The following is a 17636-nucleotide window of genomic DNA, read 5'->3' on the forward strand; positions in this document are numbered from 1 at the left end:
CTGCTGACCGACCACTGCCTCTGAAATTTCTGAACTGACTTTTCTGAACTGAATTTAAATACATCCCGTCTTTATAACGAGTAGAGTAAGATCGTCCTCGAAACCGTCGTATCGTTAGAACAAACGCCCCCATGTCAGGTGAACCGGTCGTTATCCAATTTAACTGGGAAGATCCGGTGACGGGAGAATCCCAGTATGCTTCGCGTCAACTGCCCGTTGCCATTGGCCGTGAAACTAGCAAAATGCCAACACAGCTAGAAAATCAACCGGTGTCTCATTTGGAATTGATCCACCAGCAGGTATCGCGATGCCATGCGGTGATTTCCATGACCAACCGGCAGCTATACCTTTCAGACAAAAGCGCCAATGGCACTTTTCTCAACGGTCGGCCCATTCAGAAAAATGGTCAAATCTTTAAACCTAAAGACACCATCCGCATTGGTCCGTTTAAGTTAACGGCCATGATTATCAACACCACCGATGCGAATTCTACTGAATTAAATCGTGAGTATAGCCACCTGGCTAAAAGTGAGATGGCAACCGCAGAGCCCAACGCTATTCTAGGATGGCTGATCGGGGGTGGCATTCTACTGTTAATGGGCATCGGTTTATGGCTGGGAGGCCAGGCGTTATTAAACCGAGCTCGCCCCACCCTTGACGACCCGGCAGAATCATCTTTAAACCTCTCCAATATGGAAATTGGTGCCCTTGAGATTCCCACAAAACCATAGCCCACAAGACCATAGAGTTACCCCCCTGGTGCGCCGCTGCAAATATTGGGTTTTGCTTTGTCTATCCCTGGTGGTTTTTACCTGGGGAAACTTGACACTACCGGCTCAGTCTCAGACAGTTGAGGTGGACGAGCCAATAGACAGATCGACAGCAGAAGTTGTGGTCAATGGACGGAGAGTTTTTGATGTCCGTGGAGTGGCTGATTTCACTCCCCTTGAACGAGCCAACAGCATTAATAAACGGTTAAGGGAAGAAGTACAGAAACCTGAACCACCCAATATTGAAGTTGTTGTTGATGAAGAGACGGGGTTAGTTTATCTCCAAAGCCAGGGTGAAGACGGTGAAGACCTGATAGCCACCGTCACCCAGGTGGATTTAAGTAGGCCTGGCTATCGTCTGGAACAGCAGGCTGAAGATTGGGCAAACGAGCTAGAAGCCGCTATCCGTAGAGGGCAGTTAGAACGACGGCCCAACTATTTACGCCGGGCATTACTTTACAGTCTAATGGTGTTGGGAATTGCGATGACAATTCACCTCTTCCTCCGCACCTTTGGTCGCATCAGTTCTCGCTTCCTAACCCAGTGGTTTACCACCACCACCGGCCCATTCACCGTATGGGAAAGACCCATTACGTTCTTCTGGCGGCTGGGGTTAATCAGCTTAAAAGGAGGCCTGTGGCTGACATTTGCCATTTACATCACCGATCTGTTTCCAGAGCTACGTAGATGGCGTCATACCATTGCCACCCTGCTGACTGCCGAAAGCATCACCCTGGGCGACAACCAATACTCTGCCTTAAGAATGGTGCTGCTGCTAGCCCTCACCATTGGACTTTGGTTTGCCGCCCGGTTAATCTCTAGACTCTTCCGCACCTATATCCTCCGCAGAGCCCAAGTCGAAGCCCGACTGCAAGATATTCTCAGCGCTCTAGTTCAATATGTTCTGCTGTTTTTGGGCATTATTGTTCTGCTACAGCTGTTGGGAATTGACGCCAGCTCCCTGACAATTTTAGCCAGTTTGTTGGGTCTAGGTATTGGTTTTGGTGTTCAGAACATTACCAACAACTTTATCAGCGGCTTTATCATCACCCTAGAGCGCCCGATTCAAGTGGGAGACTTTATTAAAATTGGCGACTTAGTTGGCATTGTCAAACAGGTGGGAGCCCGTAGCACAGAGATTAACACGTTAGATAAAGTCACCATTATTGTGCCAAACTCTCGTTTTCTAGAGAGTGAAGTCATTAACTGGAGTCACGGTGACTCGATCTCTCGTTTACGGGTGCCGGTCAGTGTTGCCTATGGTTCTAACATTTCCCAGGTAAAAACCGCCCTGTTAGAAGCCGTTAAACGTCATCCTGAAGTCTTGTTGCGACCTGAGCCAGAAGTCTGGTTTCAAAGTTTTGGCGATAGTGCCCTAAATTTTGACATTATGGTGTGGACGGGAGAACCCCGCAAACAATTTCGCGTTAAAAGCGACCTTAACTACGCCATCGAGGCCAGCCTGCGCCACTACGATATTGAGGTGCCATTTCCTCAGCAGGATCTACACTTGCGATCGCCCCAACTAGACGACATTCTAGAACTCCTTAAACAGCAGTCCATTGGTATTTCGGACGGCTACCGCAGTATCCCCTCCCCCTACATTCCCCCAGCCACCGACACGACAGCAGAAGTCCCCGAGGCCCCCATCGAGCCACCCGTTGAGCAAACGGTAGACCCCAAGTCACCACTGCCTGACTTTTTGGTAAATCTTGATCTAGAAGCCCTGGCCGATGCCCTGCAAGGACCACAGGGTATCACCCTGCAACCTCATCCAGAGGAACCGGACAGTGACCCCACATACTTTACCGGCACAGCGGCTGTAGAATGGCTAGAGCAAAAACGGGATTACACCCATGAAGGAGCCACATTAGTCGGCAAATGGTTACTGCATAAGGGGCTGATCGCCACCACCATCGAAGGTCAAGACTTCGAGGCCAGCCAGGCCCTCTATCAGTTTTATCAAGATTCACCAGCTGCCCTGGAGAAAGATATAGAATCACCCTCAGATCCAGTAATTTCAAACCAAGACATCACGGAGGGCGACACCGAAATTAAAACCGAAATCGTTGTCCCCAATCCCAATTACCGCCAGGACACCACCCATTGACCCCCCTTGTTTTCCTTTCCTGATTCTGCTGCTCACTCTGCCTGCTAATCCCCATGGACCTAAACTTCCTCCGATCCCGCCAATCCGGATCAGACCAACCCCTAGGTAGCCGGTACAAAATCGTCGAGCAGTTAGGCAGTGGCGGCTTTGGCCAAACCTTCCGAGCCCAGGATTTGCACCTGCCAGGGCATCCATTGTGTGTGGTCAAGCAGCTCAAACCCCAGGTAGAAGATGCCAAAGGATTACAGGTTGCTCGGCGGCTATTTGATACAGAAGCTAAAGTTCTTTACCAGCTGGGGTCCTATCCACAGATTCCTCACTTACTGGCCCACTTTGAAGAAAATCGAGAGTTTTACCTGGCCCAAGAATTGATTGAAGGCCATTCCCTGGAAGGCGAGTTCAAAACAGCCCCCTGGGACATTCCTAAAGTCATTGATTTCCTGGCCGATGTGCTAGAAACCCTGGCCTTTGTCCATGACAATCGGGTGATCCATCGAGACTTAAAACCATCCAACCTGATCCGCCGACAAAGCGATCATCGCATCGTTGTCATTGACTTTGGCGCGGTTAAGCAAGCCGGTACTCAACCGGCAGGGTCTGGCGTTAGCCACACCATTTCCATTGGCACCCAGGGCTACATGCCCAATGAGCAATTAATCGGTCAACCCCAGTTCAGCAGCGATGTGTATGCCGTTGGCATTATGGGCATTCAGGCCCTCACCGGCCAACCGCCTAGACAGTTAATGCCCAATGCCCAAACCGGAGAACTGGAATGGCATCGCTATGTGCCCCATAGTCCCCTGGAGCTGATCACGATTTTAGACACCATGGTGCGTTACGACTTCCGTACGCGTTATCCATCAGCCAAGGAAGCCCTCAGGGCCCTACAGTCTTTGCCGCAGGGCCTAGGGCAATATGCGACTGGCACCGGGGCAAGTGCCACATCCGGCGCACGCAGACCGGCTCCACCAGCTCAGCCCACCGCGCTGACGGTACCGGCAATGGCCCCCCAGCCCCAGCCGCCAAACCGGGCCAAAACCTCCATGGCTACAGAGGTCGTACCGCCGCCGTCCACGACTAATACGACTAACACGATTAAGAAGATACCAGCCATTATCATCGGTGTAGCCATCTTGGGCATCGGCCTCCTGATGGGGCGAGCCTGCACATCAGCCACCTCGAATACCGCTGAGGTTCCAGTCGCCAGTCAATCGCCCACGGCACCAATAGAACCAGCTCCGGTTGAGGCTCCGGTTGTTGAGCCTCCTGTTACAGAGGCAGCCCCCCTTGAGGACCTGGAGACCCCAGCTCTAGACACCTCAGAGAGTCCCCCCATGGAGGAACCAGTTGCCATTGAAGCAAGCGAGCCCCCTGGGGAACTAGACGCAGAAATAGTGCCGGATGAGGCTCCGACAACAGAGTCACCGGAGCCGCCAGCAGCAGCCCTGACGCCAGCCACGGCCCAAACCGTTGTCACGACTTTTTATGCCTATCTATCCAGTCAGGCCTGGGATCAGGCCAAGGCACAAACCAGTGGCAGCGTAGCCCAGAATTTTAACCCCGAATTCTTTCAACAGTTTCAGCAGGTCTCGGTTGAGAATTTGCGAATCAAAAACCAAACCCCCAAAGGCATCGAGTTTGAGGGCCAGAACACCTATGTGTATAGCGATGGCGCAATCCAGAGAGAAGCACGCACATTTACAGTGCAGCTGATCGACGGGCAGCCCCGCATCGTGGATTCATCGTTTGTGCGGGTCATACAGGCTCGTTAGTTTAGCCTGCACATAGGCTGAAACTATCAAGCCTACAGATGTATTTGGCGATGCCCCCCTTGCAAAACTGTCATTTAGCGCTAAGCTATGGCGCAAGACCAATGTGTTTCTACGTTAATGCCATCGTCCAGCCACAATGCAAAACCATCCCATGCCCTTGCACTCAAGCAAGCGGCAAATTGGCAATGCAGGACCTGTGGACGACACTGTCGGCGTCATGACGAATCCCTGGACGATTTTGCTGCACGCATTGGTAATGAAGTAGAGGCGATCGCAGCCCACCCACGCCGCTGGGCCCTCCACGTGACCAAACTGCAGAAGCATACCCCCACTGTTCAGCACAAGACTGCATCAAAACAAACGGGATCAGACCCGGTGGCTTTGCTTTGCGGCTCCTGTCATCGCAAATATCACAATTCTCACCGTTGGAAAAACCGACAACGGCAGTATCACCAGCACCTGGAACACATTGGCCAGCTCACCCTCAACGACATTCGCTTGCCCCTAACAGGTCTACAGCTATCGCTCAGTGAATGGAGTGATCCTTATGAAATTGTGAATCCTTTACAACCGCGCAAACGGACAAAAACGTCTAAAACGTCTGGTAGTCCGTGAATCGGGCCGTAGCAAGTCGTTTAATGCAGCATCTTTAATGCCTTTAATACAGTCAGAAATCTAACTCCTAAGAACCGTAGGAATTAGAGATTGTTTGCAAGGTTGTCTGCAAGATTGTCTGCAAGATTGTCTGCAAAACCGCTCAAATTGTCTTATTTTTAGCCCTATTCGTTAGCACTCCCATGGCCCGACGTACCCAGTTCACCATTGCGACATTTAATCTATACAACATTAACCGTCCAGGCCTAAGAATCTATTCTGATTTAGACGGCTGGGATAAAGGAGCCTACGAACGCAAGCTAGAGTGGAGCCGTCGTACCATTCTCAACAATGAGGCCGATGTTTGGGGATTCCAGGAACTCTGGCATACAGGCGCACTAGAAGATATTTTCGACCATAAAAAACTGGACGATTATCAGCTCTTAGTGCCTGAAGACCATCGTGGACAGCGGATTGTCTGTGCCGGGGCAGTACGCAAAGATATTCTGGTTGGCGAGCCCCAATGGATCGACGCATTTCCAGAGAAATTTATTTTGGAAAGCGGTGGCGATGACGCCCAAACATCAGGCATCTCTGTCAATGTCAACAGATTCTCCCGACCAGTCCTGCATTTTCAGGTGCAGGTGCGATCGCAATCGTCTCCCATCTCCATCTACGTCGCTCACTTTAAGTCCAAAGCCCCCACTAAGGTCTACCGCGAAGGCTGGTACCGGGATGAAGATGAATACTATAGACAGCATAGTGAAGCCCTAGGCTCAGCCATTTCCACCATTCGCCGTACAGCCGAAGCTACGGCCCTGCGGATGATTCTGACAGAACGCATGAAAAATACCCATGAGCCAGTGGTCGTTCTGGGGGATCTCAACGATGGGGAAAGCAGCAATACCCTAAATATTTTGACTGGACAGCCCAACTATATTTTGAGTGGATTAGAACAGGGCGGTAGCGATGTGGACCTTTATGCAGTGAGTCGGCTACAGCAGTACCGTAGCGATCGCAACGTGTACTACACCCACATCTACCAAAACTTCCGAGAGTCATTAGATCATATTCTGGTATCCCAAGAATTTTACGACAACTCACGCCAGCGTCTGTGGGCCTTTAAGGGCATGGATGTCAGCAACGACCACCTCAATTGGGACAACCACAAAGAAGACGGCTCCTCAGACCACGGCATTATCCGTGCCCAGTTCGAATACCGCCCCGCCAAGTAATCCCCATGCCCCCCTTCGACACGCTCAGGGTAAGCTCCCTCACCCAGTAAAGAATACCTAAAATATCCCGAAGCTCCCCATGAGCGCGGGTAAACTGAGGTAAGAGGCGATACTGTACCGTATTGCTCAATTTTTCAAAGGCTTGAGCTTTTATTGAGTATGGCTAACGCTCTCTAACCATGATGATGCGTTAGCCCTAAACGGTATAGAAATCGGCACTGAAAATATGCACCCCACTCCCCATTGGTTTATTCCCTTAAATGAGTTAGATGCAGCCACAGGAGCATCCCTCAGGCCCGCAGATGCCAAGCCATCTGCGACAGATCCTGTTGCCAAAGAAGGAGATTCATTTCTCGTCACCTTAGAGAGTCTGTTAATTGTAAAAACCTACGACAGTAGAAGCGATAACGATCTGCTGGTCCGTTCTCGTCTCAAGTATGGCAATGCTCCCATGGTAGAAGCCATTAACTTCTTCGAGAATGACGTTCCAGCCGGCATCGTCAGAGACAATCTGCTGTGTGAGTATATCTACTCGCAAGAAAAGTATTCCACCCTGGACCGAGTCCATCTGGAAGTGGAGATCATGGAACTCCCCGGGGAGATTAGCCTGAACAAAGACATTGGCCAGGGTCTTCAAACCATCAAAAATACCTTTGGTATGGTTCTCAGCTCCTTTTTACCCTTTGGTGGTGTTACCTTCGATGTTATGCAGAAAGTAAACACCGTCAGAAAAGAAAAACGCCGCATCTTTCTTAGTAGTCTCGATCTATATGGCGATGGGGGAGAAGGGGAAGCACGTCTACGGTATGGAGCCTATGTCTTTTTCAAAGAGACTGTAGATGGCTCTAAGTTTAAGCTGCATAAGCTACAGCTACAAACTCCCGAAGATGGCACCCAGCCATTTCCCCACGACTATATTGTTGTCAAAGTGGTGCCAGCCCCCATCCGGGTAGGCAGCAATGAAGCAATAGCCCTACGCCACCAGAAATTAGCCGCTGTCCTAGGCTCCACCAATGGGCAAATGGATAACACAGCCAGGCATCCAAACTTTGATCATAATTTAATTCCCGATGCCGATCAGCTACGTAACCTAGCCCTGTTTTATAGTCTCCAGAAACGCAAAGACGCCCGTGAAGCCCTGGGCGACGCTCAGAATCAGCTTTATCAGAGACTACTACAGGAACTGCAAGCGTTTATCTAACAACAGATTAGTTGCGATCATTTGCATCTCTATACTGGTAAATGTTGATGCCCCCAAAACCGTGATGCCAACCTCCATGCGAGACCAAACTCGCGACACCTTTAGCCAGGGTAAACCCCTCTGGTCGCGTGCGATCGCAAAACCTGCCGTCGAATTTGGTCCCGTTACCCTACCCGTTCTAGCGGGGCAAATCCCAGCAGACTTGAGAGGCAGCCTATACCGCAATGGAGCAGGCCGTCTACAGCGTGGCGGACAAACCACCCACCATTGGTTTGATGGCGATGGCGGCATCCTGGCCATCCATTTTACCGATGCAGGGGCAACCGGGCTGTATCGCTATGTTCAAACCCAGGGATTCCAGGCAGAAGCCGCCGCTGACGAATATTTATATGCGGGCTATGGGCAAATGGCCCCCGGCCCGTTTTGGAAACGCTGGGGCACTCAGCCCAAAAATGCAGCCAACACTTCTGTGTTAGCCCTACCCGATAAGCTCCTGGCCCTTTGGGAAGCGGGTAACCCTCACGCCTTAGATCTAGACACCCTAGACACCATCGGCTTAGATAACTTGGGCTACCTACAGCCAGGGCAGCCCTTTTCAGCTCACCCCAAACGGGACCCAAAAACCGGAGACATCTACAATTTTGGCGTTGTCCTCGGTCCTAAAAACTCCATTCAGCTATACCGCCTTGATGCCTCTGGCCAGATGCGCCAACAAAGCCAGATTCCACTGCCTCGGACTGCATTGGTTCATGACTTTGTCATAGCAGGCCCTTATCTGGTTTTTCTGATCCCACCCGTAGTTTTATCAGTATTGCCCATCCTGTTAGGAACCAAGGGTTTTAGCGATGCCATGGCGTGGAAACCCCAACATGGCACCCAAGTTATCATTGTCGACCGCAATACCCTCACAGAAGTCTCACGGTTTGCCACCGATCCCTGGTATCAATGGCACTTTGGCAACGGCTATCAAGCAGACGATGATTCCATTGTGATCGACTATGCCCGCTATTCAAATTTTGATACCAATCAGTGGCTCCAAGAATTTGTCACCGGATTTCCCAAAACCCAAGCCTCATCAAGACTTTTTCGATTACAGATTGATGCGATCGCAGGCAAAGTCCTATCCAACGAATCCCTATTTGATTTAGACAGCGAGTTTCCCATGACCTCTCCCCATGATGTGGGCCATCACCATAAATCTCTCTTTTTCTGTTACAAGTCCCATCCCCAAAACGAAGAATACTTCGACAGTATTGGCCGTTTAGCCCCTGACGATGGCCACACCAACCTAATGACATTTACCAAAGGCTGCTATCCCATCGAACCAATCTACGTTCCCAACTCTCAAGGTTCTGGCTGGATCTTCACCATCGTCTTCGACGGCAACCACGACCAAAGCACAGTCCAGATTTTACAAGCCGACAACCTAGAAGCAGGCCCAGTTTGTGTGTTGGAACTCCCCGAGATTATTCCCTTTGGATTTCATGGAACTTGGAAATCTCGATGATTATGACCTGTTTAATTCTGGTTAATAGCACATGATGTCACGGGGCAGGCACAAGGCACAGCCCCTACAGGAGGCCAATGCAGAACAAATACAAGCGACCTTGCCATAACCTCTGATCCAGGCAAATTAGGCTATCCCAATATGAGGTCAGAAAACTACAAAGCTAAGTGCAGCGATTGCAGAATTCATTAGAGCATCTGCCCAAATCTTCAAATAAAACCGCAAAACATCAAACAGCCGTCATAAGCAGGTGACCTATGTAAACAGATGTCTTCGGAGTAAGACATCAACTAAAATTTGTGTAATTTTAAGTAAAGGAATAAATTTCTGATTGGCCACTGCTAAGCTGTCTTACTATGCCCTTAAATGCCAAACTACCATTGCGCAAAATTTTGGTGCTGGCGGCCAATCCTAGTGATACAGCCAGGCTGAGTCTAGATGAAGAAGTGCGTAGTATTCAGCGCAGTATCCAGCTATCCAAAGAGCGGGATCAGTTTCAAATCGTTTCAGAATGGGCTGTCCGCACTGAGGATCTAATTCAGGCACTGATGTCCCACCAGCCTCACATTGTGCATTTTGTCGGGCATGGTGTTGGTGATCATGGCTTAGTCCTAGATGATAGTCGAGGTCGGAGTCAGCTGGTGCCGACGCGAGCCCTGGCACGCTTATTTCAGCAGGTCTCCAATGTGGAGTGTGTCTTGCTCAATGCCTGCTATTCCGATAGTCAGGCCCAAGCTATTAGCCAGTTTGTATCTTGTGTCATTGGCATGAATCAGCCCATTGGCGATGTAGCGGCCATTAGTTTTGCACGGGGATTTTACACTGCCCTGGGTCATAGCAGCTCCTATGAAGCCGCTTATGAAATGGGGCGTACAGCCATTGATTTAGAAGACATTGCTGAGGAAGTAGCCACACCCGTTCTACGGACCCGTGCTGGCAAGGTCATTGATGATCGGTTCGGCAGTAAAGCTAGCCCTTCAGACAGTCGAACTGCCACACGGCGGATTTTCATTAGCTATCGCGATGAGGCTCCGGATAAGGACCTCGCCCAGGACTTTTACGATGCGTTTCAGGCAGCTGGCCATGAAGCCTTTATGGCGGCAGAGAGCATCAAGCTGGGAGAAAATTGGCGTAAGCGCATTAGCACTGAGCTGCACCAATGTGACTATTTTTTACTGCTGCTGTCGCCTTTGTCAGCGACCAGTGAGATGGTGACTGAAGAGGTAAAGCGGGCGCGGAGTCTGCGGGATCAGCGAGAAAACAATCGCCCGGTGATTTTGCCCATTCGGGTGCAGTTTCCTCTAGATGACCCGCTAAATTATGAGCTGCGGGGGTATTTACAGCAAATTCAGCAGCGGGAATGGCGCTCAGCCGCAGATACGCCTGCCTTGTTGCAGGAATTGCGATCGCTGATGCAGGAGCACAAGGCGCAGCGGGACATTGCCCCGGCTGAGACTGAGTCTGTAGTCCCCATCCGACCGGTGGCCGATAGCATCGACCGACCGCCGCTACCGGTGGCTGAACCGGAGCTACAGCGAGAGCCAGGAGGTTCGGTACCGCTAAAATCTGGCCTTTATGTAGATCGTCCACCGATTGAAACTGATTGTTTTGCTGAGATTGAACAGCCAGGCTCGTTGATTCGCATTAAAGCACCGCGACAAATGGGTAAGACATCCCTGATGGCGCGAATTCTGAACCATGGCAGGGAGCTTGGGTATGCAACGGTGCCGGTGAGTTTTCAGCGGGCAGACAGTCGGTTATTCAATGACTTAGATTTGCTGCTGAAGTGGCTGTGCTCCCAGGTGGGCAGACGATTGAAAAAGCTTAAAGAACTAGAAGATTATTGGATGGGCTTTGGCAGTAAAGACAAATGCATTGCCTACTTTGAAGAGTGTTTGCTAGAGGATTTAGATACGCCCTTGATTCTGGCACTAGACGAAGTAGATATGGTGTTTCCCCATGCCACCGTGGCGGATGATTTCTTTGGGTTGTTGCGATCCTGGTATGAGTCGGCCCGCTATGGGGATTTTGGTAGCGAACTATGGGAGAAACTGCGGCTAGTAGTGGTACATTCCACAGAGGCCTATGTGCCGTTGAATATTAACCAGTCACCTTTCAATGTGGGCAAAAATGTAGAGTTAGAGGAGTTTTCGGCGGAGCAGGTGCAGGATCTGGCTCAGCGATATGGGTTGTCGGCCAGTGCCAGTCAGACTGAGGCGCTGATGGAGTTGGTGGGGGGACATCCCTATTTGATTCGTAAGGCGCTATATCATCTGCGGCGGGATGATTTGAGTATAAATGCATTAACTGAAACAGCGGCGACAGAGGCAGGGATTTACAGTGATCATCTGCGGCGACATCTCTATGTGCTACAGGATTATCCACAGTTGGCAGAAGCGTTTCGGCAGGTAGTAACCAAGCGTCGTCCGGTGGATATTGATGCGGAATCTTCGTTCAAGTTGGAGAGTATGGGGTTGGTGACGCTGTCGGGGAATCAGGCATCGCCACTATGTGAGATTTATCGCGAGTATTTTAGAGAGCACTTGGAGGGGTAAGCTATGGCTGCAGCGTATCAGTACACGGTGGGTGGTGCTCTCAGGCAAGATGCGCCTACCTATGTGACTCGGCAGGCAGATCAGGAGCTATACGACGCGCTGAAGGCTGGGGAGTATTGCTATGTGTTTAACTCGCGGCAGATGGGTAAGTCGAGTCTGCGAGTGCAGGTGATGCAGCGGTTGAAGACGGATGGAATTGCCTGTGGTGTAGTAGAAGTCAGCGGCATTGTTGGTGAGGGGGCTACATCTGAGCAGTGGTATTTGGGTCTGATCCGACGATTGAGTCGGAGTTTGGGGCTATCGATGAAGGTGTTGCCCTGGTGGCGAGAGCGGGATGGTCTATCACCTGTGCAGCGGTTTAGTGAGTTTGTTGAGGATGTGCTGCTAAACGAACTGCTTGGACCGATTGTTATTTTTATCGATGAAATTGACAGTCTGTTGAAGTTTGATTTTAACGATGACTTTTTTGCGCTGATTCGGTCGTTTTATCAGGAGCGCTCGGATCTAAATGTGTTTGATCGGCTGAGCTTTGTGCTGCTGGGGGTGACGACACCGAATGATTTGATTCGGGATAAGACGCGTACATCGTTTAACATTGGTGGTCGGTTGATCGATCTTAAAGGGTTTCAACCCAGAGAAATTACACCCTTAACCGCAGGGTTGGAAGGTGTCGCTGAGAATCCAGCAGCGGTGTTAAGTGAGATTTTGCACTGGACAAAGGGACAGCCGTTTTTGACCCAGCGGTTATGTCAGTTAATTGCAGCATCGAAGTTTACGATTGCTGCTGGCAGTGAGGCGGACCTGGTAGAGCAGCTGGTGCAGTCGCGGGTGATTGATGACTGGGAAGCTCAGGATGTATCGGTGCATTTAAAGACAATTCGGGATCGAATTCTTGCAGATGAGGAGAGAACCGGGCGGCTGTTGGGTCTGTATCAGCGGATCTTACAATCGGAAGAGATTGCGGCAGATGGTAGTGATGAACAGATTGAGCTGCGGCTGTCGGGGCTAATAAGAGAAGAACAAAACTATCTGCGGGTGGCTAATCCGATCTATAAGGCGGTATTTGATCAGGGGTGGATTGATGCTGGGTTGTTGAAGCTGCGGCCCTATGGGACGGCGATTGCGGCTTGGGTGGCGTCTGGGCGGCAGGATGAGGCGCTGTTATTGCAGGGGGATGCTTTGCAACAGGCACGGACTTGGGCAGCCGGAAAGCGTTTAAGCGATGATGATCGGTTGTTTTTGGATGCTAGCCAGGAGTTGGGGCGGCGAGAGCTGAGTAAGGTGTTAACTGCTGAGCAGCAGGCGAAGGCGATTTTGGCGGAGGCCAATGAGGAAGCTGAAGCGCGACTGAAAAAAGCGGATGAAGAACTGAAAGAGAAAGAACAACAGCTTTTGGAACAGAAAGGTCAGCTGAGGAAGACGGGACAACGGCTGCGGTGGGGAGGGTATTTGCTGGCGAGCAGCATTATTGGTGCGGTGATTGCGGGTGGGATAGCTGTTAACCGATTGGCTGTGGCAGAGGAGGCTCAGACAGAAGCTAAACTAGCTGCTACTGAGAATGCTCAACTATTGGTAGATAATGACACCTTAGAAAGAGACAAGAAAACTCTAGAAAAAGATGCGCAGACTCTAGAGAAAGATGCCGAGAAAGCTGAGAAGGACGCAAAGAAGTTTGAGGATGAGGCAGAGATTTCTAAACAAGAGGCTCAGCAAGCTAATGAAAATTTGTTAGTAGCACAGCAGAAAGAGCAAGTAGCTTTGCAAGATGTTCAGGCTGCCCAAGCAGTGGTAGAAGCTGCACAACGAGAACTGAATAATGCTGAACAATTGGCTGACGATGCAGCAGAAAAGTTTCGTAGTGCCCAAGCACAGCAAGTAGAAGCAGAAGCAAAATTAGGCCGAGCAAGAGAAGGGGCGCGGTTAGAGCGAGATGGAGCCTTTGCCCTACGACAATGGCAACAGTTTCCAAATGTAGAGTCGCTGCTGGTGGCTATGAAAACTGGGCAAAAGCTCCATGAGGTTGAGAAGCAATTGGATGCTAATGAGACTTACCCCGCCTTTAGTCCAATTCTGGCTTTAGACAGTGCTCTTCGAGAAAATATGCCTGAAATTCATCAACTTTCGGGCCATACAGCCAGTGTCATAAACGCCAGCTTCAGCCACGATGGCCAACGCATCGTCACCGCCAGCGATGACAACACCGCTCGTGTGTGGGATGCCGCCTCGGGAGACCAACTCGCCGAGCTCAAGGGCCATACAGACATTGTCATAAACGCCAGCTTCAGCCACGATGGCCAACGCATCGTCACCGCCAGCGATGACAACACCGCTCGTGTGTGGGATGCCGCCTCGGGAGACCAACTCGCCGAGCTCAAGGGCCATACAGCCTGGGTCATAAACGCCAGCTTCAGCCACGATGGCCAACGCATCGTCACCGCCAGCTATGACAACACCGCTCGTGTGTGGGATGCCGCCTCGGGAGACCAACTCGCCGAGCTCAAGGGCCATACAGACATTGTCATAAACGCCAGCTTCGGCCACGATAGCCAACGCATCGTCACCGCCAGCTCTGACAACACCGCTCGTGTGTGGGATGCCGCCTCGGGAGACCAACTCGCCGAGCTCAAGGGCCATACAGACATTGTCATAAACGCCAGCTTCAGCCACGATGGCCAACGCATCGTCACCGCCAGCGATGACAACACCGCTCGTGTGTGGGATGCCGCCTCGGGAGACCAACTCGCCGAGCTCAAGGGCCATACAGCCAGTGTCAGAAACGCCAGCTTCAGCCACGATGGCCAACGCATCGTCACCGCCAGCGATGACAACACCGCTCGTGTGTGGGATGCCGCCTCGGGAGACCAACTCGCCGAGCTCAAGGGCCATACAGACATTGTCATAAACGCCAGCTTCAGCCACGATAGCCAACGCATCGTCACCGCCAGCTCTGACAACACCGCTCGTGTGTGGGATGCCGCCTCGGGAGACCAACTCGCCGAGCTCAAGGGCCATACAGCCAGTGTCATAAACGCCAGCTTCAGCCACGATGGCCAACGCATCGTCACCGCCAGCGATGACAACACCGCTCGTGTGTGGGATGCCGCCTCGGGAGACCAACTCGCCGAGCTCAAGGGCCATACAGCCTGGGTCAGAAACGCCAGCTTCAGCCACGATGGCCAACGCATCGTCACCGCCAGCGATGACAACACCGCTCGTGTGTGGGATGCCGCCTCGGGAGACCAACTCGCCGAGCTCAAGGGCCATACAGCCTGGGTCATAAACGCCAGCTTCAGCCACGATGGCCAACGCATCGTCACCGCCAGCTATGACAACACCGCTCGTGTGTGGGATGCCGCCTCGGGAGACCAACTCGCCGAGCTCAAGGGCCATACAGACATTGTCATAAACGCCAGCTTCGGCCACGATAGCCAACGCATCGTCACCGCCAGCTCTGACAACACCGCTCGTGTGTGGGATGCCGCCTCGGGAGACCAACTCGCCGAGCTCAAGGGCCATACAGACATTGTCATAAACGCCAGCTTCAGCCACGATGGCCAACGCATCGTCACCGCCAGCGATGACAACACCGCTCGTGTGTGGGATGCCGCCTCGGGAGACCAACTCGCCGAGCTCAAGGGCCATACAGACATTGTCATAAACGCCAGCTTCAGCCACGATAGCCAACGCATCGTCACCGCCAGCTCTGACAACACCGCTCGTGTGTGGGATGCCGCCTCGGGAGACCAACTCGCCGAGCTCAAAGGCCATACAGACATTGTCAGAAACGCCAGCTTCAGCCACGATGGCCAACGCATCGTCACCGCCAGCGATGACAACACCGCTCGTGTGTGGGATGCCGCCTCGGGAGACCAACTCGCCGAGCTCAAGGGCCATACAGCCAGTGTCATAAACGCCAGCTTCAGCCACGATGGCCAACGCATCGTCACCGCCAGCTCTGACAACACCGCTCGTGTGTGGGATGCCGCCTCGGGAGACCAACTCGCCGAGCTCAAGGGCCATACAGACATTGTCATAAACGCCAGCTTCAGCCACGATGGCCAACGCATCGTCACCGCCAGCTCTGACAACACTGCCCGCGTGTGGAAGTTTAATGATTTGGATAGTCTCCTAACCCTCGGCTGCAATCATCTAAATTCTCATTTTGTCAATCATCCTGCGGATTTAGAAACACTTTCCTTCTGCCATACTTCAGCCCGTAGGCTAGCAGCTGCTCCCGCCTTACTCAAAGAAGGTGATAACTTAGCCGTCCAAGGTCAAGTGGTCCTAGCTGTAGAACGCTATCAAACAGCATTGGATTGGAATCCTGATTTACAAATTAATCCCACGCAACGTGCCCAGCGCCTTAATAGTGAAGCTGAAACTAATAGAAGAGGCGGAGGTGTTCGATAACTTCGGCGACATGTTACTGAAGCAACATATCCTATGAGTGAAGCATCCACCTACCAATACACTGTCGGCGGAGCCCTACGCCAGGACGCCCCCACCTACATCTCCCGCCAGGCTGACGAAGACCTCTTCCAAACACTGCTGAAAAGAGAATACTGCCATATCTTTAATGCTCGCCAAATGGGCAAATCCAGCCTACGGGTGCAAACCACCCAGCGCCTAAAAGTCCAAGGCATAGCCTGCGGGGTCATTGAAGTTAGCGCCATAGTCGAACACGGCATGCCCTCCGAAGCCTGGTATCTTGGTGTCATCCGTCGCCTCAGCCGTAGCCTGGGCATCAAGTTAAAAGTTATCCCCTGGTGGCAAGCGCGAGACGGTCTGACACCAATTCAGCGCTTTAGCGAATTCATCGAAGACGTTCTCCTAAAAGAAATTCAGCAGCCCATCGTTATCTTTATCGACGAAATCGATAGCCTGTTTCAGTTCGACTTTAGTGACGATTTCTTTTCCCTCATTCGTTACTTTTACCAAGAACGAGCTGAGCATCCTGACTACCGCCGCCTCACCATCACCCTCATTGGTGTTGCTACACCATCAGAGTTAATTTCAGCTCGCGATCGCACCCCCTTCAACATCGGCACCGCCATCCAACTCAGAGGCTTTACCCTAGAAGAAGCCAAACCCCTCAGCACCGGTCTGGCACACCTATCAGAATATTCAGAAGGACTCATTCAGTGCATCCTCCGCTGGACAGGCGGGCAGCCATTTTTAACCCAAAAACTATGCCAACTCATCGTCAGCGAAGCCGACATTGAACCTCGGGCCTATCCAGCCCCCTACGTTGATAAACTCGTCGAACGAAAAATTATCCAAGACTGGCTACAGCAAGACACCCCTGAACACCTCAAAACCATTCAAGATAGACTTCTCCATAGTTCCCGTGCCCAGAGACTGCTAGAAGTTTATCGAGACATACTACAGTCGCGCATTGTCTTGCTCGACGGCAGCCCAGAACACAACGAATTACAGCTGACGGGTCTTGTCGTCAAAGAAGGAGCCTATCTGAAAGTCGCGAATAAAATCTATGCCGAAATCTTTAGACCCTGGTGGGTTGACCGCCGCCTCACATCCCTATGTCCTTACCAAAAAATGCTAGACAAGTGGCTTTCTTCAAAGTGTGATGCTCGGTGGTTACTCAATGAGCAAACATTACAAGAAGCCAGAACCTGGGCCGGCACCCAGAGCCTAAGCGAAGAGCATCATCAGTTTTTGATGAGCAGCCAGTCCCATATTTATGAACAGACCATTGCCCGACAGGAGGCGATTCGCAAACGAGAGAAAGAACAAATGCTGAAAGAAGCAGATGCGATCGCAACCCGTCGCATAGCCAAACTCAAACAGCAACTCACCCTGAGCCTGATACTCTGTGGCCTTTTAATATTATCCGTAATAATCCTACTTGTGGCCCGCTAAAACGTTAGGAAG

Annotated in this window: 10 protein-coding genes; all 10 read left to right on the forward strand. The window is 51.5% G+C overall.

Annotated elements, in window-relative coordinates; genetic code table 11:
* The first annotated feature begins 131 nt into the window (after nt 1-131).
* The 10 genes from U2F10_RS07155 (at nt 132) to U2F10_RS07200 (ending at nt 17624) form a co-directional block, all read left to right on the forward strand.
* Entirely contained in the window at nt 132-731 is a 600-nt protein-coding gene (locus tag U2F10_RS07155) for an FHA domain-containing protein (protein ID WP_163669146.1), read from the forward strand.
* Nucleotides 709-2880: a mechanosensitive ion channel domain-containing protein gene (locus tag U2F10_RS07160; RefSeq protein WP_499871482.1), complete on the forward strand. Its 2172-nt coding sequence runs from the start codon at nt 709-711 to the stop codon at nt 2878-2880. The genes U2F10_RS07155 and U2F10_RS07160 overlap by 23 nt, the downstream gene beginning before the upstream one ends.
* 53 nt (nt 2881-2933) lie before the next feature.
* Complete coding sequence (locus U2F10_RS07165; protein ID WP_499871483.1) at nt 2934-4652, forward strand: protein kinase domain-containing protein; 1719 nt, start codon at nt 2934-2936, stop codon at nt 4650-4652.
* An 87-nt stretch (nt 4653-4739) separates the two neighbouring features.
* Nucleotides 4740-5267 (forward strand): hypothetical protein, encoded by a 528-nt coding sequence (locus U2F10_RS07170; protein WP_163702800.1) that lies wholly within the window; start codon nt 4740-4742, stop codon nt 5265-5267.
* Between the two features lie 182 nt (nt 5268-5449).
* Complete coding sequence (locus U2F10_RS07175; protein WP_499871485.1) at nt 5450-6481, forward strand: endonuclease/exonuclease/phosphatase family protein; 1032 nt, start codon at nt 5450-5452, stop codon at nt 6479-6481.
* Nucleotides 6482-6707: 226 nt separating this feature from the next.
* Nucleotides 6708-7682, forward strand: coding sequence for a hypothetical protein (locus U2F10_RS07180; protein ID WP_499871486.1), 975 nt, complete (start codon nt 6708-6710; stop codon nt 7680-7682).
* Between the two features lie 64 nt (nt 7683-7746).
* Nucleotides 7747-9189, forward strand: a complete 1443-nt coding sequence (locus U2F10_RS07185; RefSeq protein ID WP_499871619.1) for a carotenoid oxygenase family protein — start codon at nt 7747-7749, stop codon at nt 9187-9189.
* Nucleotides 9190-9545: 356 nt separating this feature from the next.
* Nucleotides 9546-11744, forward strand: a complete 2199-nt coding sequence (locus U2F10_RS07190) for an AAA-like domain-containing protein (protein ID WP_499871488.1) — start codon at nt 9546-9548, stop codon at nt 11742-11744.
* A gap of 3 nt (nt 11745-11747) precedes the next feature.
* Entirely contained in the window at nt 11748-16154 is a 4407-nt protein-coding gene (locus U2F10_RS07195) for an AAA-like domain-containing protein (protein ID WP_499871489.1), read from the forward strand.
* A gap of 33 nt (nt 16155-16187) precedes the next feature.
* The gene (locus U2F10_RS07200; RefSeq protein ID WP_499871491.1) at nt 16188-17624 is read left to right on the forward strand and encodes an AAA-like domain-containing protein; all 1437 of its coding nucleotides are present in this window, start codon (nt 16188-16190) and stop codon (nt 17622-17624) included.
* Nucleotides 17625-17636: the final 12 nt, after the last annotated feature.

The sequence above is a fragment of the Leptothoe sp. EHU-05/26/07-4 genome, assembly GCF_043421015.1.
In the GTDB taxonomy this organism is placed as follows: domain Bacteria; phylum Cyanobacteriota; class Cyanobacteriia; order Phormidesmidales; family Phormidesmidaceae; genus Leptothoe; species Leptothoe turfae.